General features: G+C 64.9%; 21 protein-coding genes and 5 pseudogenes. 17 read left to right on the forward strand and 9 right to left on the reverse strand.

The window, feature by feature from the left end; all coding sequences use genetic code 11:
- Positions 1-80 precede the first annotated feature (80 nt).
- The 3 genes from argE to OR16_RS00110 all read left to right on the forward strand — a co-directional run bounded on the left by argE (position 81) and on the right by OR16_RS00110 (position 4,187).
- A complete protein-coding gene (argE, locus tag OR16_RS00100) occupies positions 81-1,286 on the forward strand; it encodes an acetylornithine deacetylase (protein WP_006155917.1) in 1,206 nt (401 codons plus the stop codon).
- A 78-nt stretch (positions 1,287-1,364) separates the two neighbouring features.
- Entirely contained in the window at positions 1,365-2,717 is a 1,353-nt protein-coding gene (locus tag OR16_RS00105) for an MFS transporter (protein WP_006155918.1), read from the forward strand.
- 81 nt (positions 2,718-2,798) lie between these two features.
- Positions 2,799-4,187, forward strand: a complete 1,389-nt coding sequence (locus OR16_RS00110; RefSeq protein WP_006155919.1) for an amidohydrolase — start codon at positions 2,799-2,801, stop codon at positions 4,185-4,187.
- A gap of 223 nt (positions 4,188-4,410) precedes the next feature.
- Here OR16_RS00110 and OR16_RS00115 read toward each other — a convergent pair whose 3' ends face one another.
- Entirely contained in the window at positions 4,411-5,448 is a 1,038-nt protein-coding gene (locus OR16_RS00115) for an AraC family transcriptional regulator (protein WP_043417855.1), read from the reverse strand.
- Positions 5,449-5,502: 54 nt separating this feature from the next.
- On the opposite strand from OR16_RS00115, the gene OR16_RS00120 reads away from it, so the two are divergent.
- The 5 genes and pseudogenes from OR16_RS00120 (at position 5,503) to OR16_RS00140 (ending at position 10,130) form a co-directional block, all read left to right on the forward strand.
- Positions 5,503-6,081 carry an RBBP9/YdeN family alpha/beta hydrolase gene (locus OR16_RS00120; protein WP_006155921.1) on the forward strand — a complete coding sequence of 193 codons (579 nt, stop codon included), beginning with the start codon at positions 5,503-5,505 and terminating at the stop codon, positions 6,079-6,081.
- Between the two features lie 165 nt (positions 6,082-6,246).
- A complete protein-coding gene (locus OR16_RS00125; RefSeq protein WP_006155922.1) occupies positions 6,247-7,095 on the forward strand; it encodes a TauD/TfdA dioxygenase family protein in 849 nt (282 codons plus the stop codon).
- Positions 7,096-7,150: 55 nt separating this feature from the next.
- Positions 7,151-8,067, forward strand: a pseudogene (locus tag OR16_RS00130) (3-keto-5-aminohexanoate cleavage protein).
- A 63-nt stretch (positions 8,068-8,130) separates the two neighbouring features.
- Complete coding sequence (locus OR16_RS00135) at positions 8,131-9,123, forward strand: Bug family tripartite tricarboxylate transporter substrate binding protein (protein WP_006155925.1); 993 nt, start codon at positions 8,131-8,133, stop codon at positions 9,121-9,123.
- A 123-nt stretch (positions 9,124-9,246) separates the two neighbouring features.
- Positions 9,247-10,130, forward strand: a pseudogene (locus OR16_RS00140) (quinone oxidoreductase family protein).
- Positions 10,131-10,257: 127 nt separating this feature from the next.
- On the opposite strand, the pseudogene OR16_RS00145 reads toward OR16_RS00140, so the two are convergent.
- Positions 10,258-11,429, reverse strand: a pseudogene (locus OR16_RS00145) (MFS transporter).
- 230 nt (positions 11,430-11,659) lie between these two features.
- Positions 11,660-12,112, reverse strand: coding sequence for a VOC family protein (locus tag OR16_RS00150; RefSeq protein ID WP_006155927.1), 453 nt, complete (start codon positions 12,110-12,112; stop codon positions 11,660-11,662).
- A gap of 498 nt (positions 12,113-12,610) precedes the next feature.
- On the opposite strand from OR16_RS00150, the gene serB reads away from it, so the two are divergent.
- Positions 12,611-13,525 carry a phosphoserine phosphatase SerB gene (gene serB, locus OR16_RS00155; protein WP_006155928.1) on the forward strand — a complete coding sequence of 305 codons (915 nt, stop codon included), beginning with the start codon at positions 12,611-12,613 and terminating at the stop codon, positions 13,523-13,525.
- 91 nt (positions 13,526-13,616) lie between these two features.
- On the opposite strand, the gene OR16_RS00160 is transcribed toward serB, so the two are convergent.
- The 6 genes and pseudogenes from OR16_RS00160 to OR16_RS45050 form a co-directional block, all read right to left on the reverse strand.
- A complete protein-coding gene (locus OR16_RS00160; protein ID WP_006155929.1) occupies positions 13,617-14,843 on the reverse strand; it encodes a cystathionine beta-lyase in 1,227 nt (408 codons plus the stop codon).
- Between the two features lie 97 nt (positions 14,844-14,940).
- Entirely contained in the window at positions 14,941-15,567 is a 627-nt protein-coding gene (locus tag OR16_RS00165) for a hypothetical protein (RefSeq protein WP_006155930.1), read from the reverse strand.
- Positions 15,568-15,604: 37 nt separating this feature from the next.
- Positions 15,605-16,650 (reverse strand): annotated as a pseudogene (locus OR16_RS00170) (acetyl-CoA C-acyltransferase).
- Positions 16,651-16,753: 103 nt separating this feature from the next.
- Positions 16,754-18,109 (reverse strand): 30S ribosomal protein S12 methylthiotransferase RimO, encoded by a 1,356-nt coding sequence (gene rimO / locus OR16_RS00175; protein WP_043417857.1) that lies wholly within the window; start codon positions 18,107-18,109, stop codon positions 16,754-16,756.
- A 436-nt stretch (positions 18,110-18,545) separates the two neighbouring features.
- Positions 18,546-18,818: a hypothetical protein gene (locus OR16_RS45045; RefSeq protein ID WP_237716861.1), complete on the reverse strand. Its 273-nt coding sequence runs from the start codon at positions 18,816-18,818 to the stop codon at positions 18,546-18,548.
- Positions 18,819-18,859: 41 nt separating this feature from the next.
- Entirely contained in the window at positions 18,860-19,186 is a 327-nt protein-coding gene (locus OR16_RS45050; protein WP_237716862.1) for a TetR/AcrR family transcriptional regulator, read from the reverse strand.
- Between the two features lie 108 nt (positions 19,187-19,294).
- Here OR16_RS45050 and OR16_RS43315 point away from each other — a divergent pair, with 108 nt between their 5' ends.
- The 8 genes and pseudogenes from OR16_RS43315 (at position 19,295) to OR16_RS00210 (ending at position 26,523) form a co-directional block, all read left to right on the forward strand.
- Positions 19,295-19,489 (forward strand): hypothetical protein, encoded by a 195-nt coding sequence (locus OR16_RS43315; protein ID WP_141639807.1) that lies wholly within the window; start codon positions 19,295-19,297, stop codon positions 19,487-19,489.
- Positions 19,486-20,355, forward strand: coding sequence for an ABC transporter transmembrane domain-containing protein (locus OR16_RS45055; protein ID WP_237716863.1), 870 nt, complete (start codon positions 19,486-19,488; stop codon positions 20,353-20,355). Before OR16_RS43315 ends, OR16_RS45055 begins: the two co-directional genes overlap by 4 nt.
- 190 nt (positions 20,356-20,545) lie before the next feature.
- Positions 20,546-21,208: an ABC transporter ATP-binding protein gene (locus OR16_RS45060; RefSeq protein ID WP_237716865.1), complete on the forward strand. Its 663-nt coding sequence runs from the start codon at positions 20,546-20,548 to the stop codon at positions 21,206-21,208.
- Positions 21,202-22,969: pseudogene (locus OR16_RS00190) on the forward strand (ABC transporter ATP-binding protein). Before OR16_RS45060 ends, OR16_RS00190 begins: the two are co-directional and overlap by 7 nt.
- Entirely contained in the window at positions 22,969-23,910 is a 942-nt protein-coding gene (locus OR16_RS00195; protein WP_043417835.1) for an ABC transporter permease, read from the forward strand. Before OR16_RS00190 ends, OR16_RS00195 begins: the two are co-directional and overlap by 1 nt.
- A complete protein-coding gene (locus OR16_RS00200) occupies positions 23,907-24,857 on the forward strand; it encodes an iron chelate uptake ABC transporter family permease subunit (RefSeq protein ID WP_006155933.1) in 951 nt (316 codons plus the stop codon). Before OR16_RS00195 ends, OR16_RS00200 begins: the two co-directional genes overlap by 4 nt.
- On the forward strand, positions 24,854-25,519 hold the full coding sequence (locus OR16_RS00205; protein ID WP_006155934.1) for an ABC transporter ATP-binding protein: 666 nt from the start codon (positions 24,854-24,856) through the stop codon (positions 25,517-25,519). The genes OR16_RS00200 and OR16_RS00205 overlap by 4 nt, the downstream gene beginning before the upstream one ends.
- A complete protein-coding gene (locus OR16_RS00210; protein WP_043417836.1) occupies positions 25,516-26,523 on the forward strand; it encodes a siderophore ABC transporter substrate-binding protein in 1,008 nt (335 codons plus the stop codon). The genes OR16_RS00205 and OR16_RS00210 overlap by 4 nt, the downstream gene beginning before the upstream one ends.
- The last annotated feature ends 14 nt before the right edge of the window (positions 26,524-26,537 follow it).

The raw sequence follows: 26,537 nt of genomic DNA on the forward strand, positions 1-26,537 counted from the left end.
GGATGGTGCACCGCGCATGGACCGGCAGGTCAGCACGGTGTAGCATCATTCACTTAACACGTTACCAAAAGCCAACCGCCATGCAAGCCGATACCCTCAGCAAGCCTGCCGATGCCGCAACCCGCGGCAGCGCGCTCGACTGGACCCAGCGCCTGGTCAGCTACGACACCACCAGCCGCCACTCCAACCTCGGCCTGATCGAAGCCGTGCGCGATCATTTCCTGGCCAAGGGCCTGCGCCCCCACCTGAGCTACAACCCGCAAGGCGACAAGGCCAACCTGTTCGTCACCGTGCCCGCCGCCAATGGCAGCACCGATGGCGGCATCGTGCTGTCGGGCCATACCGATGTGGTGCGGGTGGATGGTCAGAACTGGACCACCGACCCGTTCAAGCCGGTGATCCGCGATGGCCGCCTGTACGGCCGCGGCACCTGCGACATGAAGGGCTTTATCGGCACCAGCCTGGCGCTGCTGCCCACGCTGCTTGAGGCCAAGCTGCGCGAGCCGGTCCACTACGCGCTGTCCTTCGACGAGGAAATCGGCTGCATGGGCGCGCCCTACCTGCTGGCGGAACTGCGCGAGCGCGGCGTGACCCCTGGCGGCTGCATCGTCGGCGAGCCCACCAGCATGCGCGTGATCGTGGCGCACAAGGGCATCAACGCCTACCGCTGCTGCGTCAAGGGCCAGGCCGCGCATTCGTCGCTCACGCCCAAGGGCGTCAACGCCATCGAATACGCCGCACGCCTGATCTGCCATATCCGCGACATCGCCGACGAGTTCAAGGCCAACGGCCCCTACGACCGCGACTTCGACGTGCCCTTCACCACGGCCCAGACCGGCACCATCCACGGCGGCATCGCGCTCAACACCATTCCGGCGCTGTGCGAGTTCGTGTTCGAATTCCGCAACCTGCCGGGTGTCGACCCGGAAGCCATCTTTGCCCGCATCGAGGGCTACGCCAACGACGTGCTGCTGCCGAAAATGCGCGCCGAGCATGCCGACGCCGGCCTCACCATCAACAAGATCGCCGCCGCGCCCTCGCTCGACGTGGCCGAGCAGGCCGCCATCACGCAACTGGTGCGCGCGCTGACCGCTGACCGCGATGTCAACAAGGTCGCCTACGGCACCGAGGCCGGCCTGTTCCAGCGCGCCGGCATCCCGGCCGTGGTGTGCGGCCCCGGCGATATCGAGCAGGCCCACAAGCCCGACGAGTTCGTCGCGCTGGAGCAGCTCGCCGCCTGCGAGGCCTTCCTGCACAAGGTGGTCGACAGCCTGCGCGTGGCCTGAGCCGTTTCACGTTGTAGCCGGCCCGCCAAAACCGCGGGCCGGTGGTTGCGTCATGTCCAAAAAAAACAGGGAGACACCATGACAGCAGTATCGGCAAGCGGATCCGGTAGCAACAACAGCGGCAGCAACAACAACAACAACAACAACAACAACAACACCAGCGGTGCGGCACAAGCCGCCGCGCCCGCCTCGCGCCATCCCTGGCGCGCGGTCATCTCGGCCTCCATCGGCAACGCCCTGGAGTGGTTCGACCTGGTCGTCTACGGCTTCTTCGCCGTCACCATCTCCACGCTGTTCTTTCCCAACCACGATGAGAACACCTCGCTGCTGCTGACGCTTGGCACCTTCGGCGTGTCGTTCTTCATGCGGCCGCTGGGCGCCATCGTGATCGGCGTCTATGCCGACCGCAAGGGACGGCGCGCCGCGCTCACGCTCTCCATCCTGCTGATGATGGTGGGCACGCTGATCATCGCGCTGCTGCCCACCTATGCCGCGATCGGCCTCATGGCGCCCGTCGGCATCGTGGCAGCGCGCATGATCCAAGGCTTCTCGGCCGGCGGCGAGTTCGGCAGCGCCACCGCCTTCCTGGCCGAGCACGCGCCCAACCGGCGCGGTTTCTACTCCAGCTTCCAGGTTGCCAGCCAGGGGCTGACCACCCTGCTTGCGGCCGGCTTTGGCGCTGTGCTCACCACCACGCTCACCCCCGACCAGATGCAATCCTGGGGCTGGCGCGTGCCCTTCCTGTTCGGCCTGCTGATCGGCCCGGTGGCGTACTACATCCGCCGCCACGTTGACGAAACCCCCGAATTCCTCCAGGCCGAGACCACCGAGACGCCGCTGCGCGACACGCTCAGCCACCAGAAGGAACGCCTGCTGCTGGCCATGGGCGTGGTGATCGTGGCCACGGTCTCGACCTACCTGGTGCTGTACATGCCCACCTACGCGGTCAAGCAACTCGGCCTGCCGCCCTCGGCGGCGTTTGCCGCCACGCTGGCCACCGGCGTGGTGCAGATGCTGTTCGCCCCGCTGGTCGGGCACTGGTCGGATCGCTATGGCCGCATCCCGCCCATGCGCCTCGCCGCGCTGCTGTTGCTGGTGTCGATCTGGCCGCTGTTCTGGCTGCTCAGCCACTATCCCGGCTTCGGCGTGATGCTGGCGGTGCAGGTGGTGCTAGGGCTGATGATGACGCTGTACTTCGGCGCGCTGCCCGCGCTGGCATCGGAGATCTTCCCCGTCAAGACGCGCACCACGGGCCTCTCGCTCTCGTACAACATCGCGGTGACCCTGTTCGGCGGGTTCGCACCCTTCATCCTTACCTGGCTCATCAGCGCCACCGGCAGCAAGCTGGCGCCGAGCTTCTACCTGATGGCCTGCGCTGTAATCAGCCTGGTGGCGCTGGGCCAGACGCGCGCGCGCCTGGGCATCCGCTGAGGCACGGTACGCATACGGTTGCGGGGGCCGGGGGAGGCCCTCGTTTTTCAGGCTCTGCAACAAAAGCAAGGAGACTTCTTCATGGCTGCACAACAAGCCCATCGTTGCCAAACGTCCACGCGCTCCACACTGCGTGCCGGCCTGTCGGCCCTCTCGCTGGCCGCCGGCCTGCTCTGCCTCGCCCCCGCCGCACAGGCGCAAGCCGCCGGCGCCGGAAGCCTGCAGGCGCAGATCGACACCCGCGCCAAGGCGGTCGAAGCGCAACTGATCGCCTGGCGCCGTGATATCCACCAGCACCCGGAGCTCGGCAACTATGAAGTCCGTACCTCCAAGCTGGTGGCGGACCACCTGCGCAAGCTCGGCATGGACGTGAAGACCGGGGTCGCCAAGACCGGCGTGGTGGGCGTGCTCAAGGGCGGCAAGCCGGGCCCGGTGGTGGCGCTGCGCGCGGACATGGATGCGCTGCCGGTCAAGGAACGCGTGGACGTGCCCTTCGCCTCCAAGGCCAAGGGCATGTTCCTGGGCAAGGAGGTGGACGTGATGCACGCCTGCGGGCATGACACGCACGTCGCCATCCTGATGGCCACGGCAGAGGTGCTGGCCGGCATGAAGGACCAGCTGCCGGGCACGGTCAAGTTCATCTTCCAGCCGGCCGAGGAAAGCCCGGCGGATTTCGAGCCCAACGGCAGCAATACGTGGGGCGCCAAGCAGATGGTGGCCGAAGGCGTGCTCGACAACCCGAAGGTGGATGCCATCTTCGGCCTGCATGTCACCAGCGGCATCGAATCCGGCAAGCTCGGCTGGCGCAGCGGCCCCGCCATGGCCGCCGCCGACCAGTTCTGGATCGACGTCAAGGGCCGCCAGACCCACGGCGCCCGGCCCTGGGGCGGCATCGACCCCATCGTGGTGGCCTCGCAGATCGTGCTCGGCCTGCAGACCATCCAGAGCCGCCAGGTCAACGCCATGCTGGAACCGTCCGTCATCACCGTGGGCACCATCCACGGCGGCAACCGCATGAACATCGTGCCTGAAAAGGTCGAGATGATGGGCACCATCCGCACCTACGATGAAGGCATGAAGAAGGACATCCACGCGCGCATGAAGCGCACCACCGAAGCCATCGCCGCCAGCGCCGGCGCCGAGGCGGATTTCAAGGTAGTGGAGCTATACAACGCCACCGTCAACCAGCCGGCACTGACCGAGACGATGGCACCCACGCTCAAGCGTGTGGCGGGGGACGGGAACTGGATGATTACGCCGAAGGGTACGGCTTCCGAGGACTTCTCGTTCTATCAGGAGAAGGTGCCGGGGTTGTTCTTTAACCTGGGGGTGACGCCCAAGGGGACGGATGTGAACAAGGCACCTTCCAATCATTCGCCGGAGTTCTATGTGGATGAGGCCGCGTTGGTGAATGGGGTCAGGGCGCTGGCTGGTTTGACGGTCGACTATATGACGATGGCGCAGCGATAAGGGTGATTGCCGGGCAGACGATGATCGGGGTGATTTCGTCTGCGTCGGCAGGACCGGCCGAGTAGCGGCGGTCAGGGGACCATATGCCGAACGTGCGGTGATGAGTGATGAGTGATGAGTGATGAGTGGCGACTGGCCATCCAAGGCGGATCAGCGCTTTTTCTCATTGACTCCCTGCGCCGTACATCACCTCCGTGCGGGCACTACAGCGCAGGCGCTATGATCAGCCACGTTGCGGCAGTGCATTCGCGGCAGCCAGTGAAGTTTGCTTCCAGCTCGACACCGTCATGCCAAAGTGTTTCCTGAACCAGAAAGCGAAAGCGCTGGGGCTTGAGAAGCCGAGCAGATCGGCGAGTTCGGCGAGGGAGCGATCGCTGTCGAGGATCTGGCGGGAGGCCAACTCAGCCCGGACCGACTGGAGCAGCGACAAAAAGCGCGTGCCTTCTGCCGCGAGACGGCGATGCAAGGTTCGGCGATCCACGCCGAGGTGCTTTGCCACCTGGTCTGACGTACACCTGCCCCCAGGCAACATGGCAACCACGACCTGCCGAACGGTGTGCGTCGCGCTGTCATCGGATCCCGACAAGGCCTGATCGAGAAAGCGACGGACATAGGGCGTCATGCGGTAGTCATTGACCGGCATGGGCGCGGCGAGGTCCTTCGCGGCACAGACGATGCCATTGAAACTTGCATTGAACTCAACCACCGAACCGAACAGCGCTTTGTGACACGTGGCACCGTGCGGTTGACGATGCTCGAAACAGACGCTTCGGGCCCGCCAGCTTGGCCCCAATAGTTCCTGGATCGTGCGGTATAGCACGCCCACGGCCATTTCAATGGACTGCCGCACCGGGTACTTGCCGGTGGCCAGGATCTCTTCGCGAATCAAGACGGCGTCGCCAAAGTCTTCGATGCTGGTCAACAGCGCCGCGTTGATCAGGCGCATATAGCGACACAGGTTGTCCAGCGCCTGCCGCGCGTTCGGCGCTTCGCGCATCACAAAACTGATCGGGCCCAGGTTGGCTAGCCGCCGGCCCATGGCCAGTTGCAAACCGAAGTCTTCGACGCCGGCCGTCGATGCGCTCTCCTCAAGCAGCTGGCGTACCGCCATGCTGCTGACCGGCATGTCGGGATCGAGAGGGCTCCGAGGACTCAACCCCGCCTTGCGCAGCATCGCCTCAGGGTTGAGTCCATGGCGGCGCGCCAGCTCCATGTAGCCGGTAAGACTGGCGCTTCGGATCAAGGGCGTGTAACCGGGCATGCGCATGTCCCAATTTAGACATCGAATGTCCCAAATAATACATCGCATTCGATCTTGCAGCCCGGCCTGCGTGACCAGGTTGCCGAGCATTGGCAGACATTGCTGGCCGGGCAACTGCCCGATGCCCGCACAGTGCCGCCAATGGGGCGTGAAAACCTGGACTGCTATCGCCGTGTCGCGGCGATCGAGCAGGCGGTGGCAGACATCGGCGGTCCGGTCCTGCTGGTCGCCCACAGCGGTGGCTGCATCATGCTTGCCCACTGGGCCCTGACAACCGCATACGCGGCACGTATCAAGGGCGCATTGCTGGCCTGCCCACCCGACTTTGAACGCCCCATGCCGGAAGGCTACCCGACACTTTCCGCGATCCACGCCAGCGGCTGGCTCCCGGTCCCGCGCCGGCGGCTTCCGTTTCCCAGCCTGGTGGCTACCAGCCGGAACGATCCGCTGGGTGAACTGCCGAGGGTGATCGAACTCGCGCAGGCCTGGGGCAGTGACACAGTGGACCTGGGCGAGGTCGGTCATCTGAACCCGGCATCTGGCTATGGCCCCTGCCCAAGGCCCCAAAAGTCGATCGAGTGGCTTGACGCAGGGCGTCTCTCGAGCCGCTCCGATGCCACGTTGCACCACTGACCAAGCAAGTATCAGCGGCAGCTCTCAACGCAAGAGCGGCCCGACCAGCGCTACGCGCCGTATATAGCCGGCCATGCTCACCGCGACCTCGAGCCCCGCAAGACCACGGGCTCGTCCGCCCTGGTGATCTGAACAAGAAAACAAGAAGAACCAAGGAGACAATCCATGCATATCGAACCGCTGACGTGCGCCATAGGCGCCGAGCTCGTGAACGTGAACCTGGCAGACGCCGTGCACGACGATGGCCTGTTCGCCGAAATCAGGGCCGCGCTGCTCAAGCACAAGGTGCTGTTCTTGCGCGACCAGGACATCGCGCGCGCCGAGCATGTTGGCTTCGCGCGCCGCTTCGGTGAACTCGAGGACCACCCCGTGGTCGGCAGCGACCCGGATCACCCGGGCCTGGTGCGCATCTACAAGTCGCCAGACGCCCCCAACGACCGCTACGAGAACGGCTGGCACAGCGACGCCACCTGGCGCGAGTCGCCACCAATGGGCTGCGTGCTGCGCTGCGTGGAATGCCCGCCGGTGGGCGGCGACACCATGTGGGCCAATATGGCGCTGGCCTACGAGAAGCTGCCCGACCAGGTCAAGATCCAGATCGCTGGCCTGCGTGCGCGGCACAGCATCGAAGCCACGTTCGGTGCGGCCATGCCGATCGAGAAGCGCCTGGCACTCAAGGCCCAGTACCCGGATGCCGAGCATCCCGTGGTGCGCACCCACCCCGAAACCGGCGAGAAGGTGCTGTTCGTCAACGGCTTCACCACCCATTTCACGAACTTCCACACGGCGGCCAACGTGCGCTACGGCCAGGACTTCACACAAGGCGGATCGGCGCTGCTGCAGTACCTGATCGGCCAGGCCTTGATCCCCGAATACCAGGTGCGCTGGCGCTGGAAACCGAACAGCATCGCCATCTGGGACAACCGCTCGACGCAGCATTACGCCGTGATGGACTACCCGCCCTGCCATCGCAAGATGGAACGCGCCGGCATCGTCGGCGACAAGGTGTTCTGAGCCTCATTCCCGCCAACCCTACCCCCTTCTTCTTCGCCCACCCAGGAGACACACCATGAACTTTCTCGACGGACACCTGTTCCCCGAAAACCAGCAGCCCCTCGTCATCACGGCCGCGCCCTACGCGCCGTCCTATGTCCCCTCCGACTTCCCCGAGGACATCCCGGTGACGATGGAGGCGCAGATCCAGAAGGCGGTGGCTCGATCTCCTTCGCACCAGAGAGCGATGGCGCTGCCGCCAAGTGGCTTTCCGACGATACGCGCCACATGCTGGCCGATCTCGATCCCAAGCCCGACCAGGTCACGGTGACCGTGAACACCTCGCAGATGAATGTGCTTGAGCACTTCGATTACGAAGACCTGCGCGGCACGTCGATGGAAGATCCTGCCATCTTCCAGGCTTACAAGGAAATGACAGTGCCCTCGCAGCCCGGCTGGGTCGAGGAACACATCCGCCGCCTGACTGCCGCCGGCATCCAGAGCGCTTTCCAGTGCTACAACATCAACAGCTTCGAGTCGGTCGAGCGCCTGATGCGCAGGGGCATCTACAAAGGCCCGCTGGTCATGAACTGGGTGGCCATCAGCGGCGGCATGGATGCGCCCAATATCTACAACATGGCCAACATTGTGCGCGCCGTGCCCGATGGCGCGGTGCTGACGGTGGAAAGCTCGGTGCTCAACGTGCTGCCGATCAACATGATGGGCATCGCCATGGGCCTGCATGTGCGCTGCGGCATCGAGGACAACCTCTGGAACCAGCAGCGCACCGGGAAATTCAGCACGGTCCAGCAGGTCGAGCAACTGGTGCGCATTTCACGCGAGTTCGGCCGCCCGATCGCCACTGCGCAGCAGGCGCGCGAGATTTCCAAGATCGGCGTGTTCTACGACACCGTTGAGGAGTCCCTGGCGGCCAACGGCTTCGCGCCAAACCGCGTTGGTCGCCAGCAGGGCCACCTGCGCAAGGTCGCCTGAGCGCCGCCACGCCCTGACTAACAACAACAAACTACAACAAACTACAACAACGAGGAGACAAGGATGAAGCAAGCAATCAGGTATCGCCAGCGCGCGACGCTGCTCGGGGTCGCCTTCGCCCTGTGCGCGGCGCCTCTGGCGGCAAACGCATGGTCGCAAAAGCCAGTCAGGGTCGTGGTGCCGGCGCCCGCCGGCGGCACGATGGACGTCGTGGCGCGGGTGCTGTCCGAGGCCATCTCGACCGAGATCGGCCAACCGGTGATCGTCGACAACAAGCCGGGCGCAGGCGGCGCCATCGGTGTGCAGGGACTGAATCTCGCGCCACCGGATGGCCAAACGATCATGGTCATTGCAAGCAACATCCTGACCGAAATTCCGCTGGTGATGAAGACGGGCTTCGATCCGGTCAAGGACGTCAAGCCGGTGACGATGGTGGCCCGCTCCGCCATGGTGCTGGTGGCAACGCCGACGGTGCAGGCCAAGGACCTGAAAGGGTTGATCAGCTACCTCAAGACCGCCAAGGGTGGCCAGGGAAGCTATGCGTCCTACACCGCGGGAACCAGCTCGCACTACGCTGGCGCCATCTTTGCCAGGAAGTCCGGACTGGACCTGCAGCACGTGCCCTTCCCTGGCTCGCCACCCGCGCTGCAGAACGTGATGGGCGGCCAGGTCGACATCATGTTCGACGGTGCCGTGACCTCGCTGCCCCTGATCAAGGCAGGCAAGCTCAAGGCCTTCGGGGTCGGGACGACAACGCGGCTGGCGCAACTGCCCGATGTGCCGACGATGGCGGAGCAGGGCTTCCCCGAGATCATCGATTTCTCGAACTGGGTGGGCGTCATCGTATCGGCCAAGGTGCCCGACGACATCGTGAACAGGATCAATGCCGTGGTTACCAAGGTGGCCTCGACACCCAAAGTACGTGAGAAGCTGATGGGGCTCAGCTTCTCTCCGATGGTCAGCGAAAGCCCCGAAGCGCTGGCCAAAATGACGCATGCCGAGTACGAGCGCAACGCGCAGATCGTCAAGGCGTACAACATCAAGTTCAACCAATGAGCGATCGGGCCAGGCCGTGCGTCCGCGCGAGTCGATGCATGCAGCGCTGCGCGGCCGCGGGGCTGTTGGCAATCAACTGATTCGCGGCGTGGAACCCTACAGAACATAGACAGGAATACAAGCATGTCAAAAGCCATTCGCTTCTACGAAACCGGCGGCGCGCAAGTGCTGAAGTTCGAGGACGTCGAGGTCGGCGAGCCCGGCCCCGGCGAGGCCCGCGTGCGCCACAGCTATATCGCGCTGAACTTCATCGATATCTATTTCCGCACCGGCCGCTACCCGCTGGCGCTGCCCAACGGGCTGGGCTCCGACGCGGTCGGTGTGGTCGAGGCCGTGGGTCCCGGCGTGACGGACATCCGCGTGGGTGACCGCGTCGGCTACCTGATCGGGCCGCAGGGCGCTTACTCCCAGGTGCGCGTGATGCCGGCCGCGGTGCTGATCCCGCTGCCCGATGGTATCTCCGAGCGCACCGCCGCCACGCTGATGATGAAAGGCATGACGGCACAATACCTGTTTCGTCAGGTCTACCCGCTCCAGGGTGGCGAGACCATCCTCTATCACGCGGCTGCGGGTGGCGTGGGGCTGATCGCCTGCCAGTGGGCGCGGGCAATGGGCGTCACCATGATCGGCACCGTGAGTACCGACGAGAAGGCCGCGATCGCCAAGGCCAACGGACTCGGTAGGCAAGGACACGCTGGAAGCCTCGCTGGACTGCCTGCAGCCGCGGGGCTCGCTGATCAGTAACGGCACCTCGTCGGGCGCGGTGATCGTCGATTCCCAGACGCTGGCCGCAAAGGGATCGATCTGGTTTACGCGGCCGGCCATGATGCACTATATCCAGCCGCGCGCGCACATGCTGGACATGGCCAAGGAATTATTCGACCACGTGCTGGCCGGCCGCATCGCGAGCGAACCCCAGCAGACCTTTGCCCTGGCCGATAATCGCCGACGCGCATCGCGCGCTCGAGTCGCGCAAGACAGTGGGCTCCACCGTGCTGGTGCCCTGACAGGGCATTGGTGGGCATCCCGAACGCCTGCGCTTGCCGTCCGATGTGACTGACCGCCCTGAGCGGGCTCGGCCGCCCGCTCAGGGTTGTGGATTCAACCGGCTGCACCCGTCCAAGCCGCGGGCGTCTATGGACGCTCCGCTTCCCGGATCTCGTTCAGCACCTCGGCCTCGACCTCCCGGTTTGGCTCGCCATCCCTGGTAGCGATCAATTCTCTCGGCGTCAGCGGGATTAAGGGCAGGATCAGTGCGTACACCACGGTCGTCGCGATCACACAATAGATGAATCCGTGCGTTGGACTGCTGTTATAGATCCACGAGCCCAATAAATCGCCGGCACGCGCCGAGAGCGCGAGAACGCCATCCACCAGCATCATCAAGGTTCCTTGCAAGCCTGGCGGACAGGACCGCATCGCGAGATCGAAGTATGCTGCCGTGGCGATACCGCCCATCAGCCCTATCGGCGCCGCCAGTACGAGCGCGAGGCTGGCTGAGTGAATGAATGCCAGCGGAATCATCTGCGGCACTGCGACGATCGTTCCCCACCACAGCAGCTTGTTCAGCGATACTTTCTTGCACAGAAAGCCGTACAGAAAAAATGTCGGGATGAACGCAGCGGCAAAGATCCCGTTGTAGTACGAGTAAACGGAATCCGATGCATGCAGCTCATTGGTCAGATAGAACTGCAGCGGAGTGGCCGATCCTGGCGCAAAGTTCCACAGAAAGCAGATGAGGACCGCTGGATAAACGGCCTTGTGCCTCACCAGCCGCCTGACATTCCCAACAAGATCCGCGCCCCTGGCTTGCGGCTTCTCATAGATATTGCCGAAGACGGAAATGGGCTTCCAGAGCCCAAACGCCGCAATCAATAACGTGGCCATCGCCACCAGGAAGAACCCTGATAGGCCGCGGCGACAAACCGGGATGACAACATTGCCAGCAGAATCCCGATAACGAGTCGCGAGTATGAGAAGCCTGAAAACGCCATCCAGATGTATGCTGCCGCGGTCGCCGGGGCGAAAATCAGGAAGAAGCCGCGATCCCGCAATCCCAGCGGGTTCCATTGGTCGCGCGCGAGGCCGAAGGCGAACGCAATGTACACCGGTATGCCCGTAACCAGCCGGAATGTCGAGATTTGCGTCGCCGTCGCATGCAACTGGTTCTTGAGTATGTACGACGTCTGTATATCAACCAGGATACCGGCCGGCGTTGCCAGATAGATGAACAGGGTCAGCCAACCGAAATAGAGCAGGGTTCGGTCGCTGCCCTTGGAACCATTCCCACCAGAATCGGCCAGCATTTTCGTAGCCTAACGGCAAGACTGGATTTCGATCGGTTCCGGCTTGCCGACCAGAACCGCTCGCGGAGCCACATCTGCGGGTAGAGCGTTGGCAGGGCTCTCGCCATCAACCCGGACGACAGCTCCCGGATAGTTCTTGGACATGAGGTGACCACGTGCACGTCCTCGGAAAACCGATCCCTGCTGACGCCACACCCGACGATTGAGCTCACAACGCCACACGAGGGACTCTAGCTCGCCGCCATCCCTTTTTCCGCCAGCTCCTTTTTCGCGCTCTCGTTCTTGGTCAATTGCGTCAGGCCCATGCCGCGCAGAACGTTCGGAGCCTTGGTGAACTGGATATTGTCATAGCCCACAATCTCGATGCGATTGCCCCAGGGGTCGCGGAAATCCAGGAACGGACCGTCGATCGCCTTGACCCCCGCCGCCTTGAGGGCGGCGCGCGCCGCCTCCTTGTCATCGACAACGAGGCCGACATGCCGGCCGTCATCGGCGGGCTGTTTGCGTCCCGCCTGCAACGCGATGAATTGGTCACCAAGATCGATGAAGGCCATCGTCTTGCTCTTGCTGCGTAACTGAAAGTCGAAGATGCGGCCATAGAATGCCAGCGCTTCCTCGATATCGCCGACTTCGAGCGCTACGTGGTTGAAGCCGATGGCGCGCGGCTTTGTGGAGTTAACCATTTAGCCCTCCTTTTGTAATCAGTGGACAGCGTTCACAAACTCGATCACAACATTGTCCGCTCGCGTGGCGGATCCGCCAACCAGCCCGTGCTTTCGACCGGCGCCGCCAGCGCCTTGGGGTGGCATCTCGCGGCTGCGGCCGGCGGCCCGGAAATGGCCGCCTACTGTGCGACACCTCAAGTATGGAGATTGAAGTCGTCTGACACTAGACGGTCAAATAGGATTTGTTTAATCCATTTCGGGATAAATATCGCGCTCGACCTGGACGATCTGGCGATGTTCGTCCAGGTCGTCTGCGCCTGGTGCGTTCCCAGCCACGTCGCGCACGTGCGTACTTCCGGAAAAGGGGCACAACGTGCCCCGGGCAGCGCAGCGGTCTCTGGTTCCAAGGGACCTGGCACAGGGCCAGTTACAATACTGTCCTTCGCCGCCTAGCGCGGCACGGTCTCCGCATTCAACACACCCGCCGCCGCGCCCTTGCCGCGCGCCGCCCCCGCCATGCCCCTGATCCTGCAAAGCCTCGCCCCGCTCGCCTCCGCCGACATCGACGCCATCCGCACGCTCGCCCATGCGCCTGCCCTCGCCCCGCTCGCCTCCGCCGACATCGACGCCATCCGCACGCTCGCCCATGCGCCTGCCCTCGCGCCGCGTGACGAAACCGTGGCAACGGCCAGCAACAGCGCACCACTGACGCCTGCCCTGCGCGAAGCGCTGGACGCCTACTGCGGCCCCCGCGCCATCGACTGGGCCATTGTGCCCGCCGGGCGCAAGCTGTCGGACTTCAAGCTGGTGGCGATGGATATGGATTCCACGCTGATCACCATCGAGTGCATCGACGAGATCGCTGACTTCTGCGGCCTCAAGGCGGAAGTCTCGGCCATTACCGAGGCCGCCATGCGTGGCGAGATCACCGATTTCAACGAGAGCCTGCGCCGCCGCGTGGCCTTGCTCAAGGGATTGGACGCGAGCGTGCTGGACCGCGTGTATGAGGAGCGCCTGCGCCTGTCGCCCGGTGCGGAGAAGATGCTGCAGACGGTGCAGGCCCTGGGCATGCGCACCCTGCTGGTGTCGGGCGGCTTCGTGCATTTCACCGAGAAGCTCAAGACGCGGCTGAAGCTCGATGTCACCCGCGCCAACACGCTGGAGATCGTCGATGGCAAGCTCACTGGGCAGGTGCTGGGCGAGATCGTCAATGCCGACGTCAAGGCCCGCACGGTGCAGGAAGTGTGCGCGCAGATCGGCGCGGACCCGTCCCAGGCCATCGTCATGGGCGACGGTTCCAACGACCTCAAGATGATGGCCGTGGCCGGTCTGTCGGTGGCGTTCCGGGCCAAGCCGGTGGTGCGCGCGCAGGCCAGCGTCGCGTTCAACCACGTCGGGCTGGACGGATTGCTGCAGTTGTTCCCGCATTAAGCGCCTGGCGGCCGGAAGCCGCGCGAGCAGAGCGCCGCACGGTGCCCCAAACGGGCCGCGCCGGATCTTGTCCGGCGCGGCCCGTTTCATCTCAAGCGGTCAGTTTTGCTTCCATCGCGCCGCGCAAGTCGGCAATCAGGTCGCGGGTATCTTCCAGGCCGATATAAAGGCGCACCAGCTCGCCGGTATTGTCCCAGCCAATGGGCGGCCAGCTGCCCTGGGGCCGCATGGTCTGGACGTGGTATGGCAACGCCAGGCTATGCGCCCCGCCCCAGGACCAGCCGATCGCGAACAGGCGCAGTGCCTCGACAAAAGCATCGACCTGGGCGCGCGTGTAGCGCGCATGCAGCACGATCGAGAACAGCCCGGTGGCGCCGCTGAAATCGCGCCGCCAGAAGTCATGACCGGGGCAATCCGGCAGCGCGGGGTGCAAGACCTTGACCACCTCCGGGCGCTGGGTCAGCCATTCGGCCACCTCGCGCGCGGCGCGGTCGTGCGCCGCGAGCCTGACCGGCATGCTGGGCAGCGAGCGCAGCACCAGGTAGCAATCGTCGGCCGACACGCCCCAGCCCATCAGCATGCGGGCGTGCCGGATGCGGTCGTGGAGCTTGTCGTCACGGGTAAGCACGGCGCCCATCAACACGTCGCTGCCGCCCGACTGGTACTTGGTCAGGGCCTGCACCGAGATGTCGATGCCCTTGTCGAACGGCCGGAAATACACGCCGGCCGACCACGTATTGTCGATCGCCGTGAGCACGCCGCGCGCCTTGGCCGCGGCCACTATGGCCACGGTGTCAGGCACCTCCATGGTCACCGAGCCCGGCGACTCCATCCAGATCAGGCGGGTGTTGGGGCGGATCAGGCCGGCAATGCCGGCGCCGATCATGGGGTCGTAGTAGCGGACCGAGACGCCGAAGTCCCGCGCCAGCCACTCGCCGTGCTCGCGGTTGGGGCCATAGACGTTATCCGGGACGAGCACATCGTCGCCCGACTTGACCAAGGCGAAGTAGACCTGCGAGATCGCGGCCAGCCCCGACGGCAACAGCAGCGTATGGCGCGCGCCTTCGATCAGTGCGAGGTGCTGGCACAGGGCCTCGCTGGTGGGCGTGGCGTGCAGGCCATAGCGCCAGTAGGTGGTGGTGCCGTCGCCATGCGCGCGCAGCTCCGCCAGGTTGCGGAACACCACGGTGGAGCCACGATGGGTAGCTTGGGAAAAAGAAGCGAAGCCGGGCGCGATGTCCAGTTCTGGCTGGACGGCCACGGTCGCCAGGAAGGCGGATTGGGAAGCAGGCTGCTCGGGTGGCTTGCGGTCGGACACGGCGATTCCTTGTCTGGCGATAACTCGATGAGCGTTCGAGCTTACCAGCATTCGGGTGCGCGTTGGCCTACCTGGCCGGACCTGCCCCGACTTGACGCTACCGGCCGGAAATCGAGGACTTCGGCGCGGGCGGCGCGTAGGTAATACCGCTGTTCGGGGTCATGTCGAACGGCGGAATCACCAGCACACCCAGGGGCCGGATCATGAAGGGGAGCACGATGGCCGGGTTGACCGGATCGGTCCAGTTGCCATGCACGACGCCGGCACCGTCGATGGTGCCTTCCCAGTTGCCCGTGACATGCGTGCCGTCGTTGGACTCCTCCATCAGGAAGGCGCCGTTCTCGAATTCGCCGGCCAGCAGCCGCACACCGCCGGCGCGGCCGACGCTGTACTCGCCGCGCACGCTGTCGCGCTCATCGGGCTTAGGGCCCAGGCGCAGGCGCACCGGCTGGTCGCCGAGCGTGCCCACGTAGACCGGCAACGACTGGTACTCGGGCCGCGGCGCTAGCGCCTTGGGCGCGGGCCCGGTGGAAAGCTGCGCGCCGCGGCGCGACTCACCCTCTCGGATGGCCTGGTTGATCCCGAAACCCTGCACCTGGCTGGCGTCGGTGCCAGCCCCGGGCGTACCCGTGGACAGCTCGGTGCCGCCGGCGGCCAGCGCGGCGCCGGCCAGCGTTGCCGCGGCCAGCCCGGCTACCCGTGACAGGGAGACGGAAAGTGACAAGGACAGAGTCGCTACGCGCCGCAAGACAGCCTCGGCGTCAGAGCCGTTCGAAAATAGCCGCGATGCCCTGGCCACCGCCGATGCACATGGTCACCAGTGCATAGCGGCCTTGCACGCGTTGCAGCTCGTACAGGGCCTTGACGGTGATCAGCGCGCCGGTGGCGCCGATCGGGTGGCCCAGGGAGATGCCCGAGCCGTTCGGGTTGACCTTGGCCGGATCGAGGCCGAGCGCCTTGGTCACCGCGCAGGCTTGCGCGGCAAAGGCTTCGTTGGCTTCGATCACGTCGAGGTCGGCCACGGTCAGGCCCGCGCGTTCCAGCGCCTTCTTCGTGGCCGGCACGGGGCCGATGCCCATGGTCTTGGGATCGACGCCGGCATGCGCGTAGGACACCAGGCGCGCCAGCGGCTTGAGGCCGCGCTTCTCCGCCTCGGCGCGTTCCATCAGCACCACCGCGGCGGCGGCATCGTTCAGGCCCGAGGCATTGCCCGCGGTGACCGTGCCGTTCTCTTTCACGAACACCGGCTTGAGCTTGGTCATGTCTTCGATGACCGCGTCGTGGCGCACGTGCTCGTCGGTGTCAAAGGTAACGTCGCCCTTGCGGCCCTTCAGCGTGACCGGCAGGATCTGGTCCTTGAAGTGGCCGGCGCGGATCGCTGCCGAGGCGCGGCGGTGCGACTCAAGCGCCGCTTCGTCCTGCTGGCCGCGGGAGATGTCGTATTCCTTGGCCACGTTCTCGGCGGTCACGCCCATATGGATGCCGTGGAACGGGTCGTGCAGCGCGCCCAGCATCATGTCGATCATCTTGGCGTCGCCCATGCGCGCGCCCCAGCGGGCCGCCTGCGCCAGGTACGGCGCGCGGCTCATGCTCTCCGCGCCGCCGCCGATGGCCACGTCGGTATCGCCCAGCAGGATGCTCTCCGGTTGACGGTCAGTGCCGGCGCGTCGATGCTGACCTGCGCGCGGGCCAATGCCTCGCGCACGACCATGGCGCCCATCTGCGTCGGGGAAAGATCCTTCAGGCTACCGCCAAAGGTACCAATAGCGGTCCGCACGCCGCTCACCACCACCACTTCACGTGTCATTTTGTGTCTCCTGGGCTGATGTTGCAGCGCACAGTATAGCGGCGCGCCGGGCAAAACGAACGACCGTACTTTTACCTAAGCGTACCTGCGGCCATGGCCAGCGTCAGACTTCGCCCCACAGATCGTGGCCATCCGCGCCGGTGATCTTCACCGAGACGAACTCGCCGACCTTGTAGCGCGGCGAACCCTCGGCAGGCGGGTCGATATAGACCAGGCCATCGATCTCCGGGGCATCGGCCGAGGACCGGCCAATGCCGCCGTCCTGGTTGATCTCGTCGACCAGCACGCGCAGGGTCTGGCCGACCTTGCGCTGCAGGCGCCGGGCGGACACTTCCTCGGCCACTTCCATGAAGCGCGCGCGGCGCTCTTCGCGGACCTCGTCGGGCAAGGCGCCCGGCAGGTCGTTGGCCGTGGCGCCGTCCACCGGCGAATAGGCGAAGCAGCCCACGCGGTCCAGTTCGGCTTCCGCGATGAAGTCCAGCAGCGTCTGGAATTCTTCCTCGGTCTCGCCGGGGAAGCCCGCGATAAAGGTGCTGCGGATGGTCAGCTCGGGGCAGATCTTGCGCCAGGCCCGGATGCGGTCCATGGTCTTCTCGGCGTTGGCCGGGCGCTTCATGCGCTTGAGCACGTCCGGATGGGCGTGCTGCAGCGGCACGTCCAGGTAAGGCAGCACGTGCCCTTGCGACATCAGCGGAATGATCTCGTCGACGTGCGGGTACGGGTACACGTAGTGCAGGCGCACCCAGGCGCCGTACTTGGCAGCCAGTTCACCCAGCGCGCCAACCAGCTCGGTCATGCGCGTCTTGAGCGGGCGGCCGTCCCAGAAACCGGTGCGGTACTTCACGTCCACGCCGTAGGCGCTGGTGTCCTGCGAGATCACCAGCAGTTCCTTGACGCCCGACTTGAACAGGTTCTCCGCCTCCAGCATGACTTCCGCCACCGGGCGCGAGACCAGGTCGCCGCGCATCGACGGGATGATGCAGAACGAGCAGCGATGGTTGCAGCCCTCGGAGATCTTCAGGTAGGCGTAATGCTTGGGCGTGAGCTTGATGCCGGCGGCCGGCACCAGGTCCATGAACGGGTCATGCGGCTTGGGCAGGTGCGTGTGCACAGCCTGCATCACCTCGCCCAGCGCGTGCGGGCCGGTCACGGCCAGCACCTTGGGATGCACCGACGTGATGATGTCCTCGCCCGCGGCATTCTTCTTGGCACCCAGGCAGCCGGTGACGATGACCTTGCCGTTCTCGGCCAGCGCCTCGCCAATGGCATCCAGGCTTTCCTGCACGGCTTCGTCGATAAAGCCGCAGGTATTGACGACCACCAGGTCGGCGCCGTCATAGGTGCCGCTGATGGCATAGCCCTCGGCGCGCAACTGGGTAATGATCTGCTCGGAGTCCACGAGCGCCTTGGGGCAGCCCAGGCTCACGAATCCCACATTTGGAATATGGTCTTTTTTGATCGTTGATTCTAAAGGGTTTTTCACGGTTACTTCCAAATGTGGGGCGAGCGAGGCGGGGCATGGCCGCCTGGCGGTTCAAAGCCAATCGCGCATTTTAACCGCTCGCGGGAGTTTGCCGGGGCCTCATGGCAGACATGAACATGGCAGGCCGTTTGCGGCTGCAGGCTATCGCGCGGGCCAATGCCGCCTACGACGTCCGTCAAGCGGTCCACGGCAAAACGCTATGCGCAACGATCACGCGCCCCCCCCTGCCCTCTCATCTTGAGCACCTCTTGCGCAAGCTTGGCGCAGTCCTCGTTCCGGAGCGTCAACGGTGGCTTCTGGAAGGGTTCAAGATGCTCAGGCGACCACGCAAGCACGACGGACGAGCACATTCGGGATCAGCAGCGCCATCACGATGAATCTTTCCAAGACGCCATCAAAGATCTTGAGACACCTATGACTTGATCTGCAATGCCGAACTGTCACGGTGGGCGTCTTCCTCCAGCATGGCAAGCACGCCGACGATGAGCGCGTGCATGCCCTGAACAAGCTCCGCTTCCATCTCGGCTTCTTCCGCCGCGCGGTCCGCCTCCACAAGGGGTTCTCGGCCTGCTACCGAATACACCGTGTCGGCCACGGCAATGCAGTGGAATGCGACCGTCGCAAGCAGCCAACGTGCCTGTTCCTTTGAGATGCCGTAGGCACGCGCGATGGCTCTGGTGCCCATCGATTTTGGCGAGCATGGGCTGTGTCGCAGCAACCTGCGGATCACGTACGCGTCAGCCCAGGGTGTGCCTTGACGAACACCCGTACCGATGTGGTGAACGCGATCAGGTAATCCTTCAATCCGCCACGTCCCTTGCCGCAAGCCTGGGGAATCTGCCAGCGGCTGAAGATCTCCTCGGCGACCAGGCGCTTGAGTTCCTCAAGACTCGGCACGTGCTTGTAGAGCGCCATATGGCTGACCCCGAGTGCGGCGGCGACGCCGACAAAGGTGATGTTCGGCAAGCCGATCTCGATGCCCGCGTCGGCGATCCGTTCGCGCGTGATGGTACGAGGGCGCCCGCGCGCCGAAGGTTGTTGTGGCGATTTCATGTTTGTTCCTTGATCGCTGATGACAGCCATGTAGCCGCCTTGCCAGCCTTTCGTCAATTAGTTTATAGTCATGCAACTAATTCTCATTTCGATTCCCTGGAGTCCTCCATGACCGACCCTTCGAGTGCCCTGGAAGGCAGCAACCCCTCGGCCGCCATTCTGCGCGGTGCGGACCACGACCGTGGCCTGCGCGAGGTCGATGCCACCGAGCGGCCGGCGTGGATGGGGTCTCGCCTTCTCGTTCGCAAGACAGGGGGAGAGCCATCCCACCTTTCTGAATCTCTGGACGTTTCTTTTTCATGAACACTCGTGACGCGGCTGCGGCCAAACCCAAGGGACCCGGCCCGGTCAGCCGGGTATTGAACCCCATCCGTGGGCAACTGATCGTCGCCGCAGCACTGGCCGGCGTGGGCGCCATGCTCACGCTGGTACCGCTGGCCGGCATCGCGCATATCGCGAAGATCGTCCTCGGCGGCACCGACATCGCGGCGGCGGCACGGGCGCAAGTGCAGGGCGAAGTCTGGTGGACCGTCATTGCCAGTGTGGTGAGCCTGTTCGTCGGCATGGCGCTGGTGTCCGCTGGGGAACTGACCGCCCACGTGGCCGACAACCGCATCACCCATCACCTGCGCCTGGCGGCCACGCAGCGGCTGGCCCGCGTGCCGCTGGGCTGGTTCACCAGCCGCGCATCGGGCGAGGTCAAGCAGGCCATGCAGGACGACATCGGCACGCTGCACAGCCTGACCGCGCACTTCTATACGACGGTGGGGCGCGCCGTGGGCGCCATCCTGATCTCGGTCATCTACCTGTTCGCGATGGACTGGCGCATGGCCATCGTCTCGATCCTGCCGTTCCCCGCCTTCTTCCTGTTCTTTGGCAGAGCCATGAACGCCAGCGGGGCGAACATGAAGGCATTGGTCGCACGGCGCCTACCGCGAGGCAGTCGATGCCTTCGCCCAAGCCTTCATCGGGTTCACCCGTCCCCTCGTGGGCTCGATGGCCAACGCCAACGCGATGATCGCGCCGGTGGCGGTGCTGGGCGTGGTGCTGGTCTTCGGCACGCTGTTCGTGAGCCTGGGCTGGATTACCCCGGTGGACGTGCTGCCGTTCGCTCTGGTGGCACCGGGCCTCTCGGCGCCGTTGCTGCTGCTGCACTACATCACCCATGACCTGCGCCATGCCACCGGTGCCGCCCAGCGCGTGCAGGCGCTGCTGGGGACGCCTGTGCTGGAGCAGCCGGCGCCCGATAGGCGGCAGTCGCCCACGGGCACCGAAATCCGCGTTGAGCACGTCGGCTACGCCTACGACGCGCGGAACAAGGTGCTGTCGGACGTCAGCTTCACCCTCAAGCCCGGCACGGTGACCGCCATCGTCGGCGCGTCCGGTGCTGGCAAATCGACCCTGGCCAGGCTGCTGCTGCGCTTCTTCGACCCGACCGATGGGCACATCACGCTCGGCGGCGTGGATTTGAGGCATATCGAGACCTCGGAACTGTACCAGCGCATCGGTTTCGTGCTGCAGGAGGTGCGCCTCATCCACGCCAGCATACGCGAGAACATCGCGCTGGGCCGGCCCTCGGCCAGCCAGCAGGAGATCGAGGACGCCGCGCGCGCCGCGAACATTCATGAGCGCATCCTGGGCCTGCCGCGCGGCTACGACTCGATGATAGGCGAGGACGCGCTGCTCTCCGGTGGCGAGCAGCAGCGCGTGAGCATCGCCCGTGCCGTGCTGCTCGATCCGCCCGTGCTCGTGCTCGACGAAGCCACCGCGGCCGCCGACGCCGAGAACGAGGTGGCGATCCAGGACGCGCTGTCGCGCTTCGCGCAAGGCCGCACGCTGCTGATCATTGCACACCGGCTCGACACGGTGATGCACGCCGACCACATCATCGTGATCGAGAACGGCACGATCCACGAGCAAGGCCGCCACGCCGAGCTGATCGCGCGCAAAGGCCGCTACGCACGGCTATGGACGCTGGGCGGCTATGAAGAACCCCAGGAGCTGGCGGTGCCGTCATGCTGAAAACCTTCATTCAACTGCTGGGCGACGATGCGCCCGTCTTCCGCCGCTACGCCTGGATGGCCGTGTTCTATGGCCTGCTTAGCGGGCTGACCATCACCACGCTGGTGCCCATTCTCGGCCGCCTTCTGGCCGGCGATACGCGCGGCGCGGCGCTGTGGCTCATCGTGCTGCTGGCCGGCATGACGGCCTGCTGGGGCTGGCGGCGCAAGGTGGAGAAGGCCGGCGTGCGCGTGGGTGTTGCCGTCCTGCAGGGCGCGCGCCAGCGGATCGGCGACCACGTTGCCCGCCTGCCCGTCGGCTGGTTCACGCCGCAGAACAGCGCCCGGCTTGGCCATGTCATCACGAACGGCATGATGGCAGTGGCCCAGCTTCCCGCACACGTGCTCACGCCGGTGATCAGCGGCGCCGTGACACCGGTGGTGATCGTGGCCGCGCTGTTCGCGCGGCACTGGCCGATGGGCTTGATCGCGCTGGTGGCGCTGCCGATCCTGATCGGCGCGTTCCTGAGCGCCGCTCGCCTAGGCCGGCGCGCCGACCACACCTTCCATCGCCACTTCGCCCACACCAGCCAGCGCATGGTCGAGTTCGCCCAAGCCCAGTCGGTACTGCGCGCGTTCAACGGTGAAGGCGGCAGCACGCGCTTGCTTGAACAGGCCATCGACCAGCAACGCCACTCCGGCGCGCGGTTGATCTATCTGTCGGCGACGTCCACGGCGCTCAACGCCTGGGTGGTGCAGGCCGTCTTCGCCGCGTTGCTGATCGCCGCCGCGTTGTGGCTCGACGCCTACCTGGGCGGCGCGCTGGAAGCGGACTCGGTCGTCGCCGTCATCGTGGCGCTGCTGCTGGCCAACCGCTACATCGATCCGCTGCTGGACGTGGCCGGCTATGGCGAGGTCCTGCGCGGCGCGCGCGGCCAGCTCGACGCGGTGCGCGAGATCCTTGCGGTCGAGCCCTTGCCGGAACCGGACCAGCCGCAGGCACCGCGTGATGCGTCGATCGAGCTGCGCGAGGTGAGCTTCCGCTACACACCGGATCAACCCGATGTGCTGAACGGCGTGAACCTGCGCATCGCGCCGGGCAGCATGACCGCGCTGATTGGCGCCTCCGGGTCGGGCAAGACCACACTGGTGCGGCTGATCGCACGCTTCTTCGATGTGAGCCAGGGCAGCGTACTCGTCGGTGGCGTGGACGTGCGGCAGATGTCCAACGCGCAGTTGGCCGGCCAGATCAGTCAGATCTTCCAGGACAACTACCTGTTTGCGGGCAGCATTGCCGACAACATCCGCATCGGCAAACCCAATGCCAACGATGTCGAGATCACGGACGCTGCGCGGCAGGCCGGCGTGACCGAGATCATCGAGCGCCTGCCGCAGGGCATCGACACCCCGGTCGGCGAAGGCGGCGCACGCCTGTCGGGCGGCGAGCGCCAACGCATCGCCATCGCCCGCGCGCTGATCAAGGACGCGCCCATCCTGCTGGTGGACGAAGCCACCGCCGCGCTGGACGTGGAGAACCAGGCCGCCATCGCCGAGGCGCTGGCGCGTCTGCGCGGCAAGCGCACGCTGATCGTCATCGCGCACCAACTCTCGACGGTGGCAATGGCCGACCAGATCGTGGTGCTCGATGGCGGCAAGGTCGTCGAGCAGGGTTCGCCCGCGCCATTGCGCGCGAGCCAGGGGCGCTACGCGCACTTCCTTGCCCAGCGCCCGGGCCGCCAGAGGCTGGCGCATCGCGGCGGCGTCGAACGGAGACCGCTGCTGATGCGCGCACGTTGGCTTGGGTTGTTCGCCATCCTCTGCGGCGCCTCGCTGCTGGTTGGCGCCCGCCAGATGGCATGGTCGCAGGTGTTCTCGCTGTCGGGCGATGCCTGGCTGACGGTGACAGCCAGCCGCCTGCCCCGCTTGGCGGCGCTTGTTCTGACCGGCGTAGGCCTGTCCGTCTGCGGCGTGATCCTTCAGCAGATCGTGCGCAACAAGTTCGTCGAACCGGCCACCTCGGGCGGACTGGATGCGGCCAAGCTCGGCATCCTGGTGTCGATGACGCTGGCGCCCGCCGGCGGCACGATGGGCCGGATGCTGTTCGCGCTGGTCTTCTGCTTCGCCGCGAGCCTGGCCTATGTGGCGATCATCCGCCGCATCAAATTCAGGAACACCGTCCTCGTGCCGGTCATCGGCCTCATGTACGGCAGCGTGCTGAGTGCCGTGGCCGAGTTCTACGCCTACCGCTACAACATCCTGCAGAGCATGCAGGGCTGGCTGCTCGGCGATTTCTCCAAGGTCGTCCAGGGCAACTACGAGATCATCTACCTGATCCTGCCGATCGTCGCGCTCGCCTACCTGTATGCGCACCGCTTCACCGTGCTCGGCATGGGCGAAGGCATGGCCACCAGCCTGGGGCTGAGCTATTCGGCAACGGCGGCGCTCGGGCTGATGCTGGTGGCGGTCACCGTGTCCGCTACGGTCATCACCGTCGGCGCGATCCCCTTCGTCGGGCTGGTCATCCCCAACCTGGTCGCGCTGCATCACGGCGACAACCTGGGCCGGACGCTGCCGATCGTCGCTCTGGGCGGCGCGTCGCTGCTGCTGGCCTGCGACATTCTCGGCCGCCTGCTCATCTACCCGTTCGAGGTGCCCATCGGCCTGACCGCAGGCAGCGTCGGCGGCGTGCTGTTCCTCGTGCTCATCATCTGGAAGAAGAAATGAGGCGCGCGCCCCCCCGATATGCCCTCTGGATGGCGGTCATCGCCTTGGCCGCGGCTTTCGTCCTCGTGCGATCCGGATTCGACCTCGACTACGTCATTCCCAAACGGCTCGCCCGGCTGGCCGCCATCGTCATCGGCGGAATCTGCGTCGCCTTCTCCTCGATCACGTTCCAGACCATCGCGGGCAACCGGATTCTGACGCCAGCGATCATGGGGTACGAGGCGGTCTATCTGCTGTTGCAGTCGCTGCTGATCCTGGCCATGGGCACGCATGGCCAGGTGGTACTCGGCCAGAGCGGCAACTTTTTCCTCTCCATCCTGTTGATGCTCGCCTATTCGTGGGCCATCCATCGGTGGCTTTTGCGCAACGGCAGGTACAACGTGTATTTCCTCCTCCTGCTGGGACTGGTGCTGACCATGGTGATCGGCACTGTCACACAGTTCGTCCAGCTCAGGATCAGCCCGGGCGAGTTCGCCGTTCTCCAGGGCTTCAGCTACACATCCTTCAACAGGGCACAACCCGAGCAGTTGCTCTATTCGGCCCTTCTGGCCGCGGCCGTGTGCCTGCCAGGGCTGAAGACCCTGCCGATCCTCGACGTGCTCTCGCTGGGCCGCGACCAGGCCATTTCCCTAGGGGTCGATTACCAGCGGTACGTGAGGCTCTACTTCGCGCTGATCGCGGCTCTCGTGGCAGTCTCGACCAGCCTGCTCGGGCCCACGGCCTTCATGGGGATCTTCGTTGCGAACATCGCCTATGCGATGGCCCGGACTTCCAGGCATCGGGTCACGCTGCCCATAGGCTGCGCGATCGCCATCGGCATCTTCATCGTGGCCCAGCTCCTGGTCGAACACGTCTTCAACTACAAGACCACCGTCAGCATTCTCGTCAACCTGGTGTGTGGCGCATATTTCCTCGCGCTGATGGTTCGCACCCGAGGCATCGCATGATCACCGTTCACAACATTCACAAGGCCTACGGCGCCAAGTCCGTCCTTTCAGGCGTCAGCGCGCAATTCCCGGCGCAGCGCGTGACTTCTCTCATCGGCCCCAACGGCGCAGGCAAAACGACGCTGCTGATGATGATCGCGCGCCTGCTGGAGCCGACCCAGGGCGACATCCTGATCGGGGGGCGCTTCCCCTACAGCCGCGGTGCGCTCACCCCCGAGGACCACCGCGCGATCGACGAGGCCATCGCGTTCCTGTCGCTGGAAGCGCTGCGCGGGACCTACATCGACGAAATCAGCGGAGGGCAGCGCCAGATGGCCTTCCTGGCGATGACCATTGCCCAGCAGACCAATGTTCTGCTGCTGGACGAGCCACTCAACAACCTCGACATGAAGCATGCCGTCCAGATCATGCGCGCGCTTCGCCGCTTGTGTGACGAGCACGGGCGCACCGTGATCCTGGTGATCCACGACATCAATTTCGCTGCCAACTACTCCGATCACATCGTCGCATTGAAGGGCGGCATGGTTCGCTTCTGCGGCCCCGTCGTGGAGGCCGTGACCGAGACACGGCTGCAGGAACTGTATGGACTGGACTTCGAAATCGTGCGCAGTGAGCGAGGATGCGTATGCAACTACTTCAATCCATCAGGAGAACTAAAATGACCCGGAATCACAGAAACAGGCGTTGGGCGTTAGCCCTGCTGATGGCCGCCACCGTCGCGGTGCAGGGGTGCGACCAGAAACCAGCCGAACCGCCAAAGGCAACCGCACAGCCGGCTTCTGCCAACCGGCCTGCGCGGGAAGCGTTCGCGCCCGTCACGGTCCAGCACAAGCTGGGAACGACCGTCGTCGAGCACCTTCCGCAACGCGCGGCCGCCCTCGACATGAATGAAGTCGATTTCCTCGACCAACTGGGTGTCCCTGTCGTTGGCATGCCGAAGGATTTCGTCCCGCACTTCCTCGCCAGGTACAAGGACGCCCCGGACGTTCAGGATCTGGGCTCGATCGTTCAGCCCAATCTGGAGCGGGTTCATGCGGCCAGGCCTGAACTGATCCTGATCACCTCGCTCCAGGCGAACCACTACAAGGAACTGAGCGAGATCGCTCCGACGATTCATTTCGATGTGGACTACCGGGATAGCCAGGTCAAGCACATCGAGGTCATCAAGGACCACCTCATGACCCTGGGGCGAATCTTTGGCAAGGAAGGACTCGCCCGGCAGAAAGCGGCTGAACTGGACGCCAAGGTCGAGGAGGCCAGGCGCATGACCCAGGGCCGTCTCGAGAAGGCGCTTGTCGTTCTGCACAACAACGGCGCCTTCAGTTCCTTTGGCGTGCATTCCCGCTACGGGTTCGTCTTCAATGCCCTGGGCGTGAAACCGGCCAGCCCGACTGTCGAGACCGGCCTGCATGGCCAGCCGATTTCCAGCGAATTCATCCAACAGGCCAACCCCGACATCATTTTCGTGGTGGACCGGACGGCCGTGATGGAGCGCCGTCCGGTCATGGATGCCGGGAGCATGGGCAACCCGCTGCTGCGGCAGACCAACGCCTGGAAGAACGGCCGTGTGGTCTTCGTTGATGCCGAAGCGTGGTACGTCACCGCCGCCAGCCCGACCTCCTTGAAGCTCGTGATCGACGACGTCATCAAGGGCTATCAGCACTGATCTGTTCCGGGCCG

This window comes from Cupriavidus basilensis OR16 (genome assembly GCF_000243095.1).
Lineage (GTDB): Bacteria > Pseudomonadota > Gammaproteobacteria > Burkholderiales > Burkholderiaceae > Cupriavidus > Cupriavidus basilensis_D.